Here is an 18,426-nt window from a genome sequence, read left to right as displayed (position 1 = left end):
GGTTTACGGCTTATAGGGGGGAAGGTTTATAGCCCTCAATATCTATAGCCCAAGCTTATAAGGTCAAAAGACTAAACAAAAAGCCACTCAATCGAGTGGCTTTTTTGACGTCTGAGGTTTCTAGTTTGTATTGAATTAACGAACCATTTATTCCTGTGCTGCTTCTTGTTTGAAGCATGGGCTTTTAAGCGTGTTCATGCGTTCAATTTCATTGGTCAAACGCAGTGACAGCAGCGCTTTTTGGTTCGATGCAAAGTCGAACATCACGATAGTCGCGGTACCAACAGTAGTCAGCTTTTGCTGCGCTTTACTGACGATCGCATATTCCATGGTAAAGCGGTCGTCTTGGATATCGGTGACTCGTGAACCCACCATCAGAGTATCAGGGTAGGTGACAGGTCGAAAATATTTACAATAAGTGTCGCCGAGAACAGGGCCAACCTTGGTGATTGCCATCTCTTCCATCAACTCTACGTGCTTAAAGAAATCTAAGCGAGCGGTTTCGAAGTAGCGAAAATATACAGCGTTGTTGACGTGATTGAGTGCGTCCATTTCTCCCCAAGCCACTGGGATTTCTGTTACTAACGGGTAGTCAGATAATAATGCTTCCATGCGAACTCTCTTATTGTTATTTATCCTTCATTGGAATAAAAACCCTACCGCTAATTTAACAAAACTGCAACACGTGTGATTTAAGTTTTTGAAGCTAGAAATCACACGTTGTCAGAGACTTGGCTGTTAGCTACTAGCTGGTTCGTCACTCAGGTGTTTGAATTGGAGTTCAACCAAGCGTTGGTATAGTTCGCAGCTATTGATGAGCGACTGGTGGTTGCCGATGTCTACAAGCTGTCCTTGATCGAGTACTGCAATTTGGTCTGCGTGTTTGATTGTCGATAAACGGTGGGCGATGATGATCGTCGTTCTGCCACGCATTAATTCTTCCAATGCTTGCTGAACATGATGCTCACTTTCGCTGTCTAGAGCGCTTGTTGCTTCATCCAATAGTAAAATGTTTGGATCTTTCAAGATGGCACGCGCGATGGCAATACGCTGACGTTGGCCACCAGACAGCCTTACGCCTCGTTCCCCAAGGAAACTATGATAACCATCAGGTAGGTTCTGGATGAACTCGTGTGCGTGTGCTTTTTTCGCCGCTTCAATCACTTGCTCATCGGTCGCTTCTGGGTTGCCGTAGCGAATGTTATGGAACACATCGTTACTGAACAGAGCGGGTTGTTGAGGAACAAGCGCCATCTGCTTTCTTAGTTCGTTCGGGTCAAACTGATTCAGTTCAACACCGCCTAGCGTTACTTTGCCCACTTGCGGGTCGTAGAAACGTTGCAGCAGTTCGAACAGGGTAGTTTTACCTGCACCAGATGGGCCAACTAACGCTAATACTTTACCTTCGTGCGCGGTTAACGACAGGTTGCTTGTTGCTGGTTGATCCGGTCTAGACGGGTAACAGAAGGTCACATCATCAAAAGCGACTTCAGGCGTTAGGTTATCAAGCGATTTTGGATTCTCGACAGGGGCAACGATGTGGCTTTCCACTTGTAGAATCTCAATTAAACGCTCCGTAGCACCTGCTGCGCGTTGCAGTTCACCCATCACTTCAGAAATTGTACCTAAAGATGAAGCAACCATAATCGCGTAGAAGACAAATGCAGCCAGATCGCCGGCGGACATGGTGCCATTGATGACATCAGTACCACCCACCCAAAGCATGCCTGCAATCGCACTGAATACGATAACAATCACGCCAGAGATCAGAATAGCGCGCTGTTTTACGCGTTGACGGCCAATTTCATAAGCCTTTTCTACTTCAAGCGCGAACGATGCTTTCTCTTGAGCTTCTCGGCTGTAGCTCTGCACGGTTTTGATGTGCTCAATCGCTTCGCCCGCATAAGAGCCAACGTCTGACATCGAATCTTGGCTTTTACGTGATAGCGCTCTTACGCGACGCCCGTAAACCAAAATTGGAATCAAGATAAACGGCACCGATGCCAGCACGATAAGCGTGAGTTTAATGTTGGTGGCAAACAGCATGATGATTGCACCAAGGCACATCAGCGCGCTGCGCATCGCCATCGAGAACGAAGAGCCGATGATACTCTGAAGTAGGGTGGTGTCTGTTGTGATGCGCGACATGATGTCGCCACTGCCATTGGTTTCAAAGTAGCTCGGATGGAGTGTTACCACATGATTGAAGACGGATAGGCGGATATCTGCACTTACACGTTCGCCAACGGAAGACACCAAATAGAAGCGGAAGAAGGTACCAATAGAAATCAATACCACCACAACCATGATGAATTGGATTGCGCTACCTAAGTCTGATAACGATTGTTGGCTAAAACCCTGGTCAATAAGAAGGCGAATACCGTGTCCCACTGAAAGGGTTAAGCTTGCCGTGAAGATCAAAGCGATCAACGCTGCTATCACACGACCTTTATATGGCTGAATAAATTTAACCAGCTCAAGCAAAATGCTGAGGCTTTTCTTCTCTGGTTTTGATTCTGGATTCTGTTGAGTCTGTCGCTGAGTCGCCTCAAGCGTAGACGAGACATCGTTTTGCATATGATTGCCTTAGTGTTTGTCGCTTTAAGAATAGATGACTGGTTACTTGTAATACGTCTTGTTCGCTGGCAAGTGCTAGTTATTGAGAATAGATGCCATTAAAGCATTTATTGGAGCGTCACGCTTCCTAGGAAACTCAATTTTCAATAACTCGTGTGCATTCAATACGTACGTGGAAAGCTAAACAAAAGGAAAATTAAGCACACTTATTCGCTGCTGTCAGAGTAATAATAGGGTGGTTATCCCTAATTTTTATTCAGGTGTATAGGTTCAATTAAGAGTCTACTACCTTCGCTGATTAAGTGAGTTTGGATCTATAAAAACGTTTGCTTTTTGGTGTCATATTCGAGTTTTCAATAGCTTGGATGAAAAAGAGGTAGGAGCAGTTAATAAGGCTGTTTTTTGTGCAATACTTGTTACAAAAATTCAACAAGTTAAATTTTTATACATTTTTCTTGCATAAAAGTTCATTTTAAATAGAATAACCAACAAATGACAATTAATGCAGTATTTTGGCATGAGTATTCAAGTAAAGAGCATCAATAAATCATACGGCGATATCCAAGTTCTTCACGACATCAGTTTTAACTGTGAGAGTGGCGAAACCTTGGTACTGCTTGGCCCAAGCGGTGCTGGTAAGAGTTCCCTACTGCGTGTTTTGAACCTACTAGAAATCGCAGACGATGGCGAACTGAACATTGCTAACGAGCAATTTGATTTCTCAAGCCAGATCCAAGAGAAGCAGGGGCTTAAGCTACGTCGTAAAGTCGGCATGGTGTTCCAACAATACAACTTGTGGCCACACATGACGGTAATGGAAAACTTGATTGAAGCACCAGCTAAGGTTGCAGGCCTAGATAAGCAAGAAGCGATTAAACAGGCGCAAACGGTATTGAAAACCTTACAGCTTGCAGACAAAGCAGACGCTTGGCCGTTACAACTATCAGGTGGTCAGCAACAACGAGTCGCCATTGCTCGTGCTCTTATGATGAAGCCAGATGTATTGTTGTTCGATGAACCTACAGCGGCGCTTGACCCAGAGATCACCAACCAAGTTGTTAGCATCATTAAAGAGCTAAGTGGCACCGGAATTACTCAGGTGGTAGTGACTCACGAAGTTGACTTCGCCAAGAAGATTGCGAGCCACGTTCTTTACCTTGAGAAGGGTTACATCGTGGAACACGGCACCAACGACGCATTTATTAACCCGCAGACTCCAGAGTTTGCTGAGTATTTGACTCATTAAGTAAGTCAGTTATTAAAAGAAAGTTGACTCACTAGATTTAGCTAAACACAACATCAATTAAAACAATCAAATTATAAGAATGGCCACAGGCCGCTATTACACAGTATTCGGAGTAACAAAATGAAAAAGATTCTACTAGCTTCACTTATCGGCCTTGCTTCTTTTAACGCAGCAGCACAAGATGAAATCAAATTCGCAATGGAAGCAACTTACGCACCATTCGAATACATGGACGAGAACAATCAAATTCAAGGTTTTGATGTAGACCTAGCAAACGCACTTTGTGAAGAGATGAAAGCGACATGTACTTTCCACAACCAAGCATTCGATAGCTTGATCCCTGCACTTAAATTCAAACGTTACGATGCCGCTATTTCGGCAATGGACATCACTGAAGCGCGTCTTAAACAAGTGAACTTCTCTAACGCTTACTACGACAACTCAGCAGCTTTCATCTCTATTGAAGGCAAAGTAGCAGACCAAGCAGCACTAGAAGGTAAGCGTGTTGGTGTTCAAAACGGTTCAACTCACCAAAGCTTCCTACTTGAGCAAATGGCAGGTGTTACAGCCGTACCTTACTCAAGCTACCAAGATGCGTTCATCGACATGAAAAACGGTCGTATCGATTCAGTATTTGGTGACACAGCGGTAGTCGCTGAATGGTTCAAAAAGCAAGACAACCTAACGTACGTTGGCGACCAAGTAACAAACCAAGAGTACTTCGGTAACGGCTTTGGTATCGCAGTAAACAAGAGCAACCAAGAACTTGTAGACCAGCTTAACGTTGCACTTGCAGCAGTGAAAGCGAACGGCGAATACGACAAGATCTTCAACAAGTACTTCGGTAAGTAATTTATGGAATTAACGGGTTACTCTTTAGGGCTCGTCGAAGCAAGCTGGATGACAGTTCAGCTTGCGTTCGTAAGCCTATTGGTTGGATTGGTTCTAGCAGTTTTGTTTGCAGGCGGAGAAATGTCTCGTCGTATTGCAATCAAATGGCCGACAACCGCGTTCGTGACAATCGTACGTGGTTTACCAGAAATCTTGGTGGTTTTGTTTATCTACTTTGGCTCAACACAAGTGCTCTTCATGATCACTGGTGACTTTGTTGAAGTTAGCCCGTTCTTATCTGGTGTTGTTGCGTTGTCACTTATTTTCGCTTCATACGCTTCACAAACTATTCGTGGTGCATTGAAAGCGGTAGGTAAAGGGCAGAGAGAAGCGGCGAGTGCGTTGGGTATTCCACAATCGCACGCATTCTTCAGAGTCGTATTGCCACAAGCAGTAAGACACGCGCTACCAGGTTTAACCAACCAATGGTTAGTGTTATTGAAAGACACAGCACTGGTTTCATTAATTGGCGTAACAGATTTGCTGAAACAAGCACAACTAACATCAGCGGCAACGCACGAAGCATTTACTTGGTACGCGACAGCAGCAGCAATCTATTTGGTCATCACTTTAATTACACAAAGATTGGTAAAAGTGATTGATGGTAAGTTTTCTATTCAAGGTTTGGGTAACAAAGGGGCAATGGCATGAATCAACAATACCTCTCTCAAATGCTTGAAGGCTTAGTGACCAGTCTTCAACTCACAGGTGCGTCATTGCTTGTTGGTTGTATCTTGTCATTGCTGATGACGGTAACGCTAATCCTAAGAATACCGGCGATTCACTGGTTAACTCGTGGCATCATTACGCTGTTTACCGGCACACCATTGTTGGTTCAGATCTTTTTGGTGTATTACGGCCCGGGTCAATTCGATTGGATTCGTGAAAGCTTCCTATGGGCATGGCTTAGCCAACCTTGGTTCTGCGCAATGTTAGCACTAGCATTGAACACCGCAGCATACAGCACGCTACTGTTCAGAGGTGCATTCAACGCGATTCCAGCAGGGCAGTGGGAAGCATGTCGTGCACTAGGTATGGATAAAATCGCAACACTTAAAGTGTTACTGCCATACGCGTTACGCCGCGCCGTTCCAGCTTACTCAAACGAAGTGATTCTAGTATTCAAAGGCACTTCACTAGCAAGCACCATCACCATCATGGATTTGATGGGCTACGCTCAGCGTATTAACGGCCAAACCTACGACACACTAACTGTGTTCGGTATTGCTGGCGCATTCTACCTAGCAGTCAACGGCATTTTAACGCTAATCTTCCGCCAAGTAGAAAAGAAAGCCCTTGCATTCGAAGCGGCGTAAGTTAGCCACTTAAAAGTTAAATCAACGTATAAAGCCTGCTATTTATGTCCGCATAGATGGCAGGTTTTTTTGTGCTTTCAACATGGTCAGGAGAGCTGTGAGTACATTCAGTGCCAGAGGGTTTTCGCTAGATTCATACTATATGGAAATATTCTATATTTTGTTATTCGATGCGCCTATCTATGTTTTAAGTCACTGAAATCATGAAATTAATCGTGCTAGAGTGCCATGAATATGAAACTAGATAGAATCATTCTGTATTTAAATGCAGAATTTTTCTGTCTAATAACTGTTATAAGCCTTAATTGGATATTGGTAAATATGGAAACAGATAGACTTAAACTACTACCTCCTTCAATGGAGTCTCAACCTCTGATGCTTGAAGCTATACTGGAAAGCCAAGATGAACTTGGTGTCTACCTTCCTTGGGTTCCATATGCGCTAACAGAAGCTGAATCAATTGAAAACACGCAACAAGCCATCAATAACTTTGAGAATTTTGAAGGTGAGTTACGTTATTCAATCATAGAAAAAAGTACAGGGCGCTTTCTCGGTGCAATAGGGTTAATTATTCGCGATAAATCAGTACCGTTTTATGAAATTGGTTATTGGATGCGTAGTTCAAGTGTTGGAAATGGCTTCATTTCTGAAGCAGTGAAAGCAATAGAGTCATACGCGTTTAATGAGCTAAACGCTAACCGAGTTGAAATCAAAGCTGCAGAACAGAATTTGAAAAGTCGAATGGTAGCAGAGCGAGGCGGGTATGCTTTTGAAGGTGTTTTACGTAACGACCGAAGATTGCCGTCTGGTGAATTGAGTGGCACGGCAGTTTATTCAAAAACAGGCATATAACAAATAAGGATTAAGGTGTTGCGCAGCCAACACTAAATCCCGAGTGTTGAACAAGCCCGAAGCCACTTTATTAAGTAAATTGTACGATTGAACTTGAAGGGCACATCGCTTTGAGGCTTTTCTCAAGGCGAGCGAGGTCAAGATAAGGTTGCGATAGCAATCTTATCAACCCGTTAGCTGTTTTCCGTTTCTTTCGTCGTTACATCTCCTTTGATTTCGTCAATGCCATTCTCCTTATTATCGGTNAGCCACTTTATTAAGTAAATTGTACGATTGAACTTGAAGGGCACATCGCTTTGAGGCTTTTCTCAAGGCGAGCGAGGTCAAGATAAGGTTGCGATAGCAATCTTATCAACCCGTTAGCTGTTTTCCGTTTCTTTCGTCGTTACATCTCCTTTGATTTCGTCAATGCCATTCTCCTTATTATCGGTGCCTTTCGGCTACGTGGGTCGGCTGACTCCAACACACGCCATGTCATGCTGACAGCAAGGGCATACCCGCATCGCTTTTGTCCTTATCGGTGCGGTGAGTGGCGGCATGATATAGAGCAGGTTCAACAGCAGCAGTTGAATACGAACTCTTAAGGCGTGTGCCTGACCACGTAAAAATCCGTAATCTCGAACTCGTTGTAGCCCTTTGGGGAGCACGTGCTGCAAGATGAGCAGCAAGAACTCAAGGATGGGTAAGGTTCGAGTTTGCCATGCTTTGGTCTGACTCTCTTTTGTATTGGGTAAGTTCCGTCGTAAACCAAATCTCAACCAGTAAGTTTTCTTGGCTATCAGATAGATTAAAATCGAAGTCTGCTTTGTCATCATTCAAAGGGACGGACATTACTTTACTAGAATAATGGGCCGAGAAGCTCTCAGAACTTTGCTTTTCAAATTCGTTGTAAAGGCTGAGATGAGCTCGACGTGATGAAAAGTTTATAATATCAACGTTCTGTGTCCCCTTTTTGATTTCGTTGATATCAAAAAATACCTAGAAGTTACTCGTGAGATTGCTTGATTAAAGGTTGGTTTGTTCGAACGGGTATATGAATGAAAGGCGAACATGAGTGTGCCTTTTTTATCTGTTTATTGGTGAGCTGGTGGATAAACACAAATGGGATCTGCGTTTGACAAGTTTAGCTGTAAGTTGTCGACATATTGGTTACGAGTGATTTTAGAGTAGGTAAGAGTTTAGTGGGTCTTTTCCTGATCAAGTTAATAAATAACAGCTAGTTAGGTTGTATTTAGTGTCCTTTTTAGTAAGTTTTTATCGTTTGTAGAAAATACTACCTTATTCTGAATTGTAGACAATTGGCTTGATTGTCGACAATTTGATCGTGTATTTTATGTTCATGTTGTTAAATTGTTGACAGTTTTAGTTCGACAATGAGAAGTGAGCAGAGTGAATATGAATACTGCGATAAAAGATCTTACCTTGAGTTCCAACACAAAAACGCGTGTTGGTGACAAAGAAAATACCAAGTCAGAAAGCCTGACGGAATACTTGGTTGAAGCGATAGTTAACGGTGATTTAGCACCGGGCAGCAAGATCTCTGAACCCGAGTTAGCTAAACTCTTCGAAGTTAGCAGAGGCCCTTTACGTGAAGCGATTATGCGCGTCGAAGGGTTAGGGCTGATTGAGCGGATTCCTCATGTTGGCGCACGAGTGATTACCTTTTCTGCTGACAAGCTACTTGAGCTTTACGCGGTTCGCGAGGCTCTAGAAGGCATGGCTGCAAGGCTAGCAGCAAGACACATCACACAAGAAGAGCTTATCGGGCTTGAAGGATTATTGTCGACACATTCCAAACATATCGATGAGGTCGAGGGTTCTTCCTACTTTCATCAACACGGCGATTTCGATTTCCATTATCGAATCATTAAAGCCAGCCGCAACAGCAAACTTATTTCTCTACTGTGTGATGAGCTTTACCACTTGTTACGCATGTATCGCTATCAATCGCCACGTGCACAGTCTCGACCAAAAGAGGCGCTTGATGAACATAAATATATCCTACAAGCAATTCGCAACCGTGATGAAGAGCTAGCAGAAATGCTGATGCGTCGACACATATCCGGTAGTCGTCTCCTTATCGAACAACAAATTCAATCCAAAGGTGTGGATTAAAAACTTACAAAATCAACATTAAACAGGGAGCGTCATTATGAAGTTATCAGCAGGAGCGAAGTTCCGCCAAGCTGTGCAAGACAATGATCCACTGCAGATCGTCGGCACGGTAAATCCGTATTGCGCGATGATGGCAAAGAACTTGGGTCATCAGGCTATCTACTTGTCTGGTGGGGGTATCGCCAATGCGTCTTACGGCTTACCTGATCTGGGTATTACCACATTGAATGATGTGTTGGTGGATGTGGAACGCATTACCAACGCATGTGATTTACCTTTGCTGGTGGATATTGATACGGGATTTGGTGGGGCGTTTAATATTGCACGAACCATTCGAGCGATGGAAAAAGCAGGCGCTGCTGCCATTCATATGGAAGACCAAGTGGCTCAGAAGCGATGTGGTCACCGACCAAACAAAGCGATTGTTAGCCAACAGGAAATGGTCGATCGAGTAAAAGCGGCAACCGATGCAAGAACCGATGAGAGCTTTGTGATCATGGCTCGAACCGATGCTCTGGCAGTAGAAGGCATAGACAGTGCGATTGAACGTACGATTGCGTGTGTTGAAGCGGGTGCGGACATGATCTTCCCTGAAGCGATGAATCAGCTCGACCAATACGTTAAGTTCTCTGAAGCGTTCAAATCAGCAACAGGTAAGGATGTGCCAATCTTGGCCAATATCACCGAATTTGGACAAACCCCACTCTACAACTGCAAAGAGCTGGCGCAATCTCATGTCGACATGGTGCTTTATCCACTCAGTGCATTCCGCGCAATGAACAAAGCGGCGGAGAATGTTTATAAGCACTTGCTAGTTGAAGGTAATCAGGAAGCACTGTTGGATTCAATGCAAACTCGTAAAGAGCTCTATGAACACCTGAATTACCACGACTACGAGAACAAGCTTGATCAATTGTTTTCGAGTGAAGAATAAAACCAGTTTCAAATATTAAAACATCAACTTAATCCAATAACGTGAATGGTTAGTCAGCCATATCGGGTCCGTGAAATCGAGTTAGATAGTCGTGGTCATCGAATACAAATAGTCAGCACCAGAGAGTGCAGGGCGGCTAACCCAGAGAAGGAGTTCATCATGTCTGTATCTTTGAGTGATCAAGCAACTGTCGATAATGCTTCAACAGTAAACCAACAAGAGAGTACCAAACCGTCTAGCGCACCAGCGATTGGTGGTGCAGGCCTGCGAGGACAAAGCGCTGGGTCTACTGCGCTGTGTACGGTAGGAAAATCAGGAACGGGTTTAACTTATCGTGGCTATGATATTACCGACCTTGCCAATCATGCTCAATTTGAAGAAGTGGCTCACCTGCTATTAAGAGGCCATTTACCAAGTGAAAAAGAGCTAGACGATTACAAAACATTGCTGGTTGGTTTACGCGGCTTGCCTCAACCTTTGAAAGCAGCATTAGAGCTTATCCCAGCAGACGCTCACCCTATGGATGTGATGAGAACGGGTTGTTCAATGTTGGGCAACTTAGAGCAAGAATCAGACTTCTCTGAGCAGCTATCGGCAACAGAACGTATGCTGGCACTTTTCCCTGCCATTATCTGTTATTGGTATCGCTTCAGTCACGATGGTGTGCGAATTGATACACAGGATCAAAGCGAAGCATGTCTGGGTGGCTACTTCTTGAAGATGCTGACGGACAAAGCTCCGAGTGAACTGCATAAGAAGGTGATGCACTGTTCGCTCACGCTTTACGCAGAGCATGAATTTAATGCTTCTACCTTTGCAGCTCGTGTTTGTGCGTCAACGCTGTCGGATATTCATTCGTGTGTCACAGCAGCGATTGGCACACTAAGAGGCCCGTTGCATGGCGGCGCGAATGAAGCGGCGATGGAAATGATCCAAGATTGGAAAACCGCCGACGAAGCTGAAGCGAACATAATGAAGATGCTTGCTAACAAAGACAAAATCATGGGCTTCGGTCATGCCATTTATCGTGAGAGCGACCCACGCAACGCGCTGATTAAACGTTGGTCCAAAGAGCTGGCTCAAGAAGTGGGAGACGAACAGCTTTACGCGGTATCTGAACGTGTTGAAGCGGTCATGAAGCGTGAGAAAGGCTTGTTCTGTAATGCGGACTTCTTCCATGCTTCTGCCTATCACTTCATGGATATCCCTACCAAACTATTTACGCCTATTTTTGTGATGAGTCGCCTTACCGGTTGGACGGCGCATGTGTTCGAGCAAAGAGAAAACAACCGCATCATTCGTCCAAGTGCAGACTACACCGGGCCAGAGCATCAAGACTGGCTACCTATTCATTTACGTTAATCCTTTTGTCTCAAGGCGACTTATATATCGAGTTGTCCTTGAGAGCCAATGAATAGAATTTTAGATAATGGTGTATGTATGTCTGATGTAAAAATTGAGAAAAACCAGAGCCTTGATCAAAATATAGGCGTTGAAAATAGCCAATACAGAAAGGTTCTACCCGGGACTGGCTTAGAATATTTCGATGCCCGTGAAGCGGTAGACGCGATATCTCCGGGCAGCTATAGAACCTTGCCTTATACGTCGAGAGTATTGGCGGAGCAATTGGTAAGACGCTGTGAACCAGCAGCTCTAGAAGATAGCTTAAAACAGATCATTGAGCGTAAGAGCGACTTAGATTTTCCTTGGTATCCCGCGCGTGTCGTGTGTCATGACATTCTGGGTCAAACCGCTTTAGTTGATTTAGCGGGCTTAAGAGATGCGATTGCTGACCAAGGTGGGGATCCGGCCAAAGTAAACCCAGTGGTCGAAACTCAACTGATTGTGGACCACTCTTTAGCTGTGGAGCATGCTGGGTTTGATAGCCAAGCGTTTGATAAAAACCGCGCAATTGAAGAGCGTCGCAACGAAGACCGTTTTCATTTTATTGAATGGTGTAAAACGGCGTTTAAAAACGTGAGTGTGATTCCTGCGGGTAACGGAATTATGCACCAGATTAACCTGGAGAAAATGTCTCCGGTCATTCAATCTAAACAAGGTATCGCGTTCCCAGATACCTGTGTTGGCACCGACAGCCATACCCCTCATGTTGATGCGCTGGGCGTTATTGCGATTGGTGTCGGTGGATTGGAAGCCGAGACAGTGATGCTAGGTCGCCCTTCGATGATGCGTTTGCCAGATATCGTGGGCATTAAACTTACCGGTCAGCGACAAGAAGGCATTACAGCAACCGATATTGTGCTCGCAATTACTGAGTTTCTTCGCAATGAAAGGGTGGTTTCAAGCTACTTGGAATTTTTCGGTGAAGGCGCTCGTGCACTGACTATTGGTGACCGTGCGACTATCTCAAACATGACGCCTGAATACGGTGCGACGGCAGGTATGTTCTACATTGATGAGCAGACCATTCAATACCTTAAATTGACAGGTCGTGATCCTGAGCAGGTTGAGTTAGTCGAACTTTACGCAAAGCAAACCGGACTGTGGGCGGATGACCTAGATTCCGCTCAATATGAGCGTGTACTCGATTTTGATTTGTCGAAAGTTGAGCGAAATCTCGCAGGGCCTTCGAACCCTCATCGCCGCTTACAAACCAGTGAACTTGCCCAGCAAGGTATCAGCCAAGCTGCTTGGAAAGCGCAACACGCTGAACAATATAGCGAAGAGCAAATGCCAGATGGCGCAGTAATTATCGCAGCGATTACCTCTTGCACCAATACCAGTAATCCAAGAAACGTGGTAGCGGCGGGATTAGTAGCCAAAAAAGCGAATCAACTTGGTTTGGTTCGTAAGCCATGGGTGAAAACGTCATTTGCTCCAGGATCTAAAGTCGCCAAGCTCTATTTAGAGTCAGCAGGTTTACTCCCTGAACTGGAACAGTTAGGTTTCGGCATTGTCGGCTATGCGTGTACGACTTGTAACGGTATGAGTGGAGCGTTGGATCCTCAAGTTCAACAAGAGATCATTGAGCGCGACCTCTATTCCACTGCGGTGTTATCAGGAAACCGAAACTTTGATGGTCGAATCCATCCCTATGCCAAACAAGCTTTTCTAGCGTCACCGCCACTGGTGGTTGCTTATGCGTTAGCTGGCACGATCCGTTTTGATATCGAGAAAGACAGCCTCGGTGCAGACAGCAAGGGTAACCCTATTTATTTAAGTGACTTGTGGCCAAGTGATGCGGAGATCGATGCGGTTGTTGGCGAGCATGTAAAACCACAACAATTCCAACAAATTTACGTGAAAATGTTCCAGCCAGACGATGAGCAGCTAAGCAGTGAGCCGCTTTACGATTGGCGACCTAAGAGCACTTATATTCGCAGACCGCCTTATTGGGAAGGTGCACTCGCAGGTGAACGAAGCCTTTCTGGTATGAGACCTCTAGCCATTTTAGGTGACAATATCACCACCGATCATCTGTCACCATCAAATGCGATTCTTGCTTCAAGTGCGGCAGGTGAATATCTCGCCAAAATGGAAGTACCAGAAGAGGACTTTAACTCGTACGCGACTCATCGAGGTGATCATTTAACCGCACAAAGAGCGACCTTTGCCAATCCGAAACTGTTCAACGAAATGGTCAAAGAGTCTGGTGCCGTGGTCCAAGGTTCATTAGCACGAGTTGAGCCCGAAGGACAGGTTACCCGTATGTGGGAAGCGATCGAAACCTACATGAACCGCAAACAACCTTTGATTGTTGTTGCCGGCGCAGACTATGGGCAAGGTTCATCACGCGACTGGGCGGCTAAAGGCGTCAGATTAGCGGGTGTTGAAGTGATTGTTGCTGAAGGCTTTGAGCGAATCCACAGAACTAACTTAGTGGGTATGGGCGTTTTGCCTTTGCAATTCAAAGAGGGAACAGATCGCAACACCTTACAACTCGATGGCACTGAGCTTTACGATGTGTATGGTGAAATTGAAGCGTGTTCAGATTTGGCGTTGGTAATCACCCTTAAAAGCGGTGAAAAACTTGATGTGCCAGTGACCTGTAGGTTGGATACGGCAGACGAAGTAAGTGTGTATAGCGCTGGTGGCGTATTACAACGCTTTGCCAAAGATTTTCTCGCGCAATAGGAGCCTGTGATGAACATTAAACAGATAAAAGTCCCGGCAACTTATATGCGTGGAGGGACCAGCAAAGGTGTTTTCTTCTGCTTGAATGACTTACCGGAAGCGGTGCAAGTTGCGGGGCCTGCGAGAGACGAGTTTCTTCTGCGTGTTATTGGCAGTCCAGATCTTTATGGTAAGCACACTGATGGTATGGGTGGTGCGACGTCCAGCACCAGCAAAACCGTCATCGTGTCGAACAGTGGTAAAGCTGGTCACGATGTTGATTATCTATTTGGGCAGGTAGCTATTGATAAGCCATTTGTCGATTGGAGCGGTAACTGCGGTAACTTGTCTGCGGCAATTGGTCCGTTCGCTATTCACAGTGGTTTGGTTGATCCCAGTCGTATTCCAGAAAATGGTGTGCTCGAAGTGCGAGTATGGCAAATGAACATAGAGAAAACCATTATTGTTCATGTGCCTATCGTGGATGGTGAAGTCCAAGAATTGGGAGATTTTGAGCTCGATGGTGTAACTTTCCCCGCCGCTGAAATTCAGGTCGATTTTCTGGACCCGGCAGATGGGAGTGGGTCGATGTTTCCGACGGGAAATGTGGTTGATTTCTTAGATGTTCCAGAGCTAGGTTGCATCAAGGCGACTTATATTAATGCGGGAATACCGACCATTTTTATTGATGCTGAGTCGGTTGGCTATAAAGGGACGGAGCTTCAATCAGATTTCAACACTGATCCAAAAGCCTTAGAAATGTTTGAGTCTATCCGAGCGCATGGCGCAGTTGCGATGGGGCTTATTGATTCGCTAGAACAAGCGGAATCACGCCAGCACACCCCAAAGGTTGCCGTTGTGGCCAAGCCTCAAGCTTATCAAGCTTCAAGTGGTAAGTCAGTTGCTGTCGCTGATACTGACCTGCTGGTCCGTGCTTTGTCTATGGGGCAGCTGCATCATGCCATGATGGGCACAGCTGCGGTTGCGATTGCCTCAGCTGCAAGTGTGCCGGGTACTCTAGTGAACTTAGCGGCGGGAGGAGGCTCTCGTAACTTTGTGACTTTTGGTCATCCATCAGGAACGTTAAAGGTGGGTGCTAAAGCGATGCAGACTGAGAATGGATGGAAGATAGAGAGGGCGATCATGAGTCGTAGCGCCCGAGTGATCATGGAAGGTGCCATTCGTGTGCCTTTTTCTAAATAAAGCGATGCTGCGGCTGTCTCAAGAACCAAGAGATGATGTACCCCCAGTAATAAATCGTCTGACTTTTTTTTTTGGGGGGGGGTAACGTTGTGCGCGTGCAATGGTCTAAAGTTGGTGGAACTGACATTGCTCAGGGGCGTAGGAAGGGGGAAGTACAACCTTCCTGCTCCAATAGGTTTACAACACCCTGAATTAACCACCATAATATGGTCATTTTCGTATCCAAAACATCCGCTCTAAACCACGAATTATTTCAATCACTTGTATAGATATCAATGGCAAGTAAACTAGACTCAATTTAGATATTAACTCGTTTGAGAACCGTACTCGCCATGAATGTCACCCTAAGGGCCGCAAAGCACACCGATCTAGAGCAACTTAATGAGTTGATGTTTGATCTTCACCACCATCATCATATAGCCTGCCCTGAGCACTTTAAAACAGCAGAAGAGATCGAGCAGGAAAAGAGTATTGCAAGGTACTTAGATGATCCGGAGTGCCTAGTGTATGTGGCGCTCAAAGGCGAGCTAATTGTCGGGTTTATTTCAGGACACTTTTGTGAACTTATCTCTTCAGTGAGCAAGCCGGTTCAAATGGGTAGTGTTGATGAGCTTTTTGTTCTTCCTGAATACCGTAAAGCAGACGTGGCGCAGCTGTTGTTTCAACGTATGGAATCAACTTTTGATGACTATGGTGTCACGCAAGTGTTCGTCGAGGTTTGGGATTTTAATTCTCCTGCCAAGGGCTTCTATCAAAAAATGGGGTTCACACCTCACATTCAATGGATGAGAAAGGCTTTGCACAAAACATAGACAGCGATTTTGTGTACGTTTGATTACAATAGCTCAACTGCGATAGCAGTCTCAATTTCTTCTATTATTTTTAGGTAAATTCGTTGGTTATTCGATATCTATTGGTTTTTATTCTTTCTCTGCTGAGTACTACTTCCGTTTGGGCGAATAACATCTTGCCTGATCATATTGCGGGCGCATTGTGTGTAGTACGCGCTGATAACCAAATTGTGTTGGTTGATGAGTTGATCACGGGGCAATTGTCTCTACCGGGAGGCACCGTTGTTTCTGGTGAAGACCCCGCTATTGCAGCGCAGCGGGAAACTTGGGAAGAAGCAGGGCTATCCGTAACGGTTGGTGATGTACTCGGTTACACCGACAGTGCCGTTATTTATGATTGCATCTCTGATTCTGAAGTCATCAGCTATCAAGCTCGAAATGAGTTGGGCGGCTTTGAGCTTCCTATTTGGTTCGCTCCTCATTATGGAGTGGAAGTGAGTAGGGCGATGTTACTTCCTCCGACAGCATTGCCAACAAATCAATATCGTTATCCAGAGCAGTGGTCTGACATTAATGAGTTGTTTCTTTCGGCGACAAATCAGCCTGTGACTTATGTAACGGAGCTGGTGGGTGCAGCGCCAAAAGTACATCAAGTTGAATTAGGTTGGATTGTTTCGCTGCAAAACATGTTCGATAACCTACCTAGTATCTTTTCTAATACGGTTTTATTGACCGATTTACTCGCAAAACCATGGGCTTTTATTGTGATCTTGCCATTAATCGCTTGGCATTTTGGTCGCAACTTTGCATTGAAGTTCGGTTTCACTTTGATATCGGTGACACTGCTGACTTTGATAGCGCATCAAGGGTTTGGCTTCCCACGCCCACACGCTTATCTTCCAACATTGAAGCTAGTTATGAGCAGTGGTTACAGTTTTCCAAGTTTGTTGGCAGCGCTATGGGTGAGTTTGACTTTGTTGGTGTTGTGGAAGTTGGAACATATCTTTGAACAGAAATCGATACTGATAGTACTTGCTGGGCTACTTTGGATTATGCTTTTCAAAGCTTATACAGGCAGTACGTTTTTCAGTGATGTTTTGATGGGCGGTTTGTTGGGCGCCTTAACGACTTGGCATATAGTGAGACTTGATAGTAAACCCGATGTTGATATTAGTGTGCTATTGAGCTCCAAAGGTGTGTGGTGGGGCTTATGCCTGCTATCAATCGTACTTACGGTTATCTGGCCATTGCCAACCTTCTCATTCTGGGTCGCTATTTTAATGACCATTGCTTGCTTAGTGACGTTAACGGATTCGAAACCTTTGGTCGGTCAATTCTCATTTAAGATTGTGCTTGGCGTTATGGTGATGTTGTTAGTGGGAAATCTGTTGATTAGCTGGGCTGGGAGCTTTGTTTCATTTAGTGGTATCGCTTCATTTGTCGTCGATACGCTGCGTTTCCCTATCTTGATTTTGCTTGGCGTTGTGGCGTTTCGTTTGCCTTGGGCAAGAAAATAGCGAATGACTTGTTAAATAAAAAGGCTGTGCACTGCACAGCCTTTTTCGTCTCAATGATTTGGCATCTAATCGTTAAGAGTTGAAGATGAACTTTTCAATCGCGACCGCTACACCATGGTCGTCGTTGCTTGCAGTGATATAATCAGCGATTTTCTTGGTTTCTTCCATCGCGTTATCCATTGCAATGCCAAGGCCCGCGTATTCCAACATATGGTGGTCATTTTCAGCGTCGCCCATACAGATTACTTCTTCGGCTGTAATGCCTAGGTGCTTGGCAATGGCTTCAATACCGACACCTTTGTTTGAGTTAGGATTTAGGAACTCTAAGAAGAAAGGTGCACTCTGCACAATCGTAAACTGATTCTTAAGTTCTTGAGGTAATTTACTGATGATGTCTGTCAGTTTCGTTGGCTCAGCAACAATCATGGTTTTAATGATTTCGTGGTCGTCTTCCAACTGAGAAAAATCGAACTCGGTAATCTCTAAGCCGTTAATGCGCGCTTCAATGCCGGTGTATTCGTTATTCTCAGGTGTAATTAAACCATGAACTTTGCTGAATGCATGGACATAGCCACCAAGCTGCTTGGCAAGTGCTGCGATTTCTTTTGCCGCTTTACCATTACTGATCTCGCTATGAATGATCTCTTTTGTTGATACATTCTGAACCATAGAGCCATTGTAGAAGAGTACAAAGTCATCTTTGCCGTTAATTGAAAGCTCGTCGAGTTTGCTTTGCATGCCTTCTAAAGGGCGGCCAGAAGCCAGAACGACCTTCACACCTGCAGCTCGAGCTTTGGCAATTGCGTCTTTGTTCTCTTGAGAAATTACTTTGTCACTGTTGAGCAGCGTACCGTCCATATCAAGAGCGATCAGTTTGTACATGTTGTTCCTTACTAAAAATAAAAAGCTA

Annotated in this window: 15 protein-coding genes and 1 pseudogene; 12 read left to right on the top strand and 4 right to left on the bottom strand. The window is 44.9% G+C overall.

The window, feature by feature from the left end:
• Positions 1–147: 147 nt before the first annotated feature.
• Both L1D11_RS03795 and L1D11_RS03790 read right to left on the bottom strand, forming a co-directional pair.
• Positions 148–612, bottom strand: coding sequence for an acyl-CoA thioesterase (locus L1D11_RS03795; RefSeq protein ID WP_239832530.1), 465 nt, complete (start codon positions 610–612; stop codon positions 148–150).
• Positions 613–738: 126 nt separating this feature from the next.
• A complete protein-coding gene (locus tag L1D11_RS03790) occupies positions 739–2,577 on the bottom strand; it encodes an ABC transporter ATP-binding protein/permease (RefSeq protein ID WP_239832531.1) in 1,839 nt (612 codons plus the stop codon).
• Positions 2,578–3,094: 517 nt separating this feature from the next.
• Here L1D11_RS03790 and artP point away from each other — a divergent pair.
• From artP to L1D11_RS03765, 5 genes are all read left to right on the top strand, one after another.
• Entirely contained in the window at positions 3,095–3,823 is a 729-nt protein-coding gene (artP, locus tag L1D11_RS03785; protein ID WP_345772747.1) for an arginine ABC transporter ATP-binding protein ArtP, read from the top strand.
• Positions 3,824–3,943: 120 nt separating this feature from the next.
• Positions 3,944–4,675, top strand: a complete 732-nt coding sequence (locus L1D11_RS03780; protein ID WP_239833281.1) for a lysine/arginine/ornithine ABC transporter substrate-binding protein — start codon at positions 3,944–3,946, stop codon at positions 4,673–4,675.
• 3 nt (positions 4,676–4,678) lie between these two features.
• Positions 4,679–5,365, top strand: a complete 687-nt coding sequence (artQ, locus tag L1D11_RS03775; protein WP_239833282.1) for an arginine ABC transporter permease ArtQ — start codon at positions 4,679–4,681, stop codon at positions 5,363–5,365.
• Entirely contained in the window at positions 5,362–6,030 is a 669-nt protein-coding gene (artM, locus tag L1D11_RS03770; RefSeq protein WP_239833283.1) for an arginine ABC transporter permease ArtM, read from the top strand. The genes artQ and artM overlap by 4 nt, the downstream gene beginning before the upstream one ends.
• Before the next feature lie 321 nt (positions 6,031–6,351).
• Positions 6,352–6,882, top strand: a complete 531-nt coding sequence (locus L1D11_RS03765; RefSeq protein ID WP_239833303.1) for a GNAT family N-acetyltransferase — start codon at positions 6,352–6,354, stop codon at positions 6,880–6,882.
• 440 nt (positions 6,883–7,322) lie between these two features.
• On the opposite strand, the pseudogene L1D11_RS03760 reads toward L1D11_RS03765, so the two are convergent.
• Positions 7,323–7,604: pseudogene (locus L1D11_RS03760) on the bottom strand (transposase); the annotation flags it as partial.
• A 673-nt stretch (positions 7,605–8,277) separates the two neighbouring features.
• Between L1D11_RS03760 and L1D11_RS03755 the strand changes: the two are divergent.
• The 7 genes from L1D11_RS03755 (at position 8,278) to L1D11_RS03725 (ending at position 17,516) form a co-directional block, all read left to right on the top strand.
• Positions 8,278–8,997, top strand: coding sequence for a GntR family transcriptional regulator (locus L1D11_RS03755; protein WP_239833285.1), 720 nt, complete (start codon positions 8,278–8,280; stop codon positions 8,995–8,997).
• Between the two features lie 37 nt (positions 8,998–9,034).
• The gene (gene prpB / locus L1D11_RS03750; RefSeq protein ID WP_239833286.1) at positions 9,035–9,931 is read left to right on the top strand and encodes a methylisocitrate lyase; all 897 of its coding nucleotides are present in this window, start codon (positions 9,035–9,037) and stop codon (positions 9,929–9,931) included.
• Positions 9,932–10,090: 159 nt separating this feature from the next.
• Positions 10,091–11,293 carry a 2-methylcitrate synthase gene (gene prpC, locus L1D11_RS03745; RefSeq protein WP_239833287.1) on the top strand — a complete coding sequence of 401 codons (1,203 nt, stop codon included), beginning with the start codon at positions 10,091–10,093 and terminating at the stop codon, positions 11,291–11,293.
• A 78-nt stretch (positions 11,294–11,371) separates the two neighbouring features.
• Positions 11,372–14,026: a Fe/S-dependent 2-methylisocitrate dehydratase AcnD gene (gene acnD / locus L1D11_RS03740; protein ID WP_239833288.1), complete on the top strand. Its 2,655-nt coding sequence runs from the start codon at positions 11,372–11,374 to the stop codon at positions 14,024–14,026.
• Positions 14,027–14,035: 9 nt separating this feature from the next.
• Complete coding sequence (prpF, locus tag L1D11_RS03735) at positions 14,036–15,208, top strand: 2-methylaconitate cis-trans isomerase PrpF (RefSeq protein ID WP_239833289.1); 1,173 nt, start codon at positions 14,036–14,038, stop codon at positions 15,206–15,208.
• A gap of 332 nt (positions 15,209–15,540) precedes the next feature.
• A complete protein-coding gene (locus tag L1D11_RS03730; RefSeq protein ID WP_239833290.1) occupies positions 15,541–16,020 on the top strand; it encodes a GNAT family N-acetyltransferase in 480 nt (159 codons plus the stop codon).
• Positions 16,021–16,103: 83 nt separating this feature from the next.
• Complete coding sequence (locus L1D11_RS03725; protein WP_239833291.1) at positions 16,104–17,516, top strand: phosphatase PAP2 family protein; 1,413 nt, start codon at positions 16,104–16,106, stop codon at positions 17,514–17,516.
• A gap of 72 nt (positions 17,517–17,588) precedes the next feature.
• On the opposite strand, the gene L1D11_RS03720 is transcribed toward L1D11_RS03725, so the two are convergent.
• Positions 17,589–18,398, bottom strand: a complete 810-nt coding sequence (locus L1D11_RS03720) for a Cof-type HAD-IIB family hydrolase (RefSeq protein WP_239833292.1) — start codon at positions 18,396–18,398, stop codon at positions 17,589–17,591.
• Positions 18,399–18,426 lie beyond the last annotated feature (28 nt).

Origin of the sequence: Vibrio sp. Isolate32 (genome assembly GCF_022397955.1) — a bacterium.
Taxonomy (GTDB): Bacteria; Pseudomonadota; Gammaproteobacteria; order Enterobacterales; family Vibrionaceae; genus Vibrio.
The sequence above is the reverse complement of the archived record's forward strand: the minus strand, read 5'-3'. Positions and strand labels throughout refer to the sequence as shown.

Bases quoted from the DNA above. Each gene is read 5' to 3' on its own strand.
- L1D11_RS03795 (WP_239832530.1), bottom strand. From the start codon at position 612: ATGGAAGCATTATTATCTGACTACCCGTTAGTAACAGAAATCCCAGTG.
- L1D11_RS03790 (WP_239832531.1), bottom strand. From the start codon at position 2,577: ATGCAAAACGATGTCTCGTCTACGCTTGAGGCGACTCAGCGACAGACT.
- artP (WP_345772747.1), top strand. From the start codon at position 3,095: ATGAGTATTCAAGTAAAGAGCATCAATAAATCATACGGCGATATCCAA.
- L1D11_RS03780 (WP_239833281.1), top strand. From the start codon at position 3,944: ATGAAAAAGATTCTACTAGCTTCACTTATCGGCCTTGCTTCTTTTAAC.
- artQ (WP_239833282.1), top strand. From the start codon at position 4,679: ATGGAATTAACGGGTTACTCTTTAGGGCTCGTCGAAGCAAGCTGGATG.
- artM (WP_239833283.1), top strand. From the start codon at position 5,362: ATGAATCAACAATACCTCTCTCAAATGCTTGAAGGCTTAGTGACCAGT.
- L1D11_RS03765 (WP_239833303.1), top strand. From the start codon at position 6,352: ATGGAAACAGATAGACTTAAACTACTACCTCCTTCAATGGAGTCTCAA.
- L1D11_RS03755 (WP_239833285.1), top strand. From the start codon at position 8,278: ATGAATACTGCGATAAAAGATCTTACCTTGAGTTCCAACACAAAAACG.
- prpB (WP_239833286.1), top strand. From the start codon at position 9,035: ATGAAGTTATCAGCAGGAGCGAAGTTCCGCCAAGCTGTGCAAGACAAT.
- prpC (WP_239833287.1), top strand. From the start codon at position 10,091: ATGTCTGTATCTTTGAGTGATCAAGCAACTGTCGATAATGCTTCAACA.
- acnD (WP_239833288.1), top strand. From the start codon at position 11,372: ATGTCTGATGTAAAAATTGAGAAAAACCAGAGCCTTGATCAAAATATA.
- prpF (WP_239833289.1), top strand. From the start codon at position 14,036: ATGAACATTAAACAGATAAAAGTCCCGGCAACTTATATGCGTGGAGGG.
- L1D11_RS03730 (WP_239833290.1), top strand. From the start codon at position 15,541: ATGAATGTCACCCTAAGGGCCGCAAAGCACACCGATCTAGAGCAACTT.
- L1D11_RS03720 (WP_239833292.1), bottom strand. From the start codon at position 18,398: ATGTACAAACTGATCGCTCTTGATATGGACGGTACGCTGCTCAACAGT.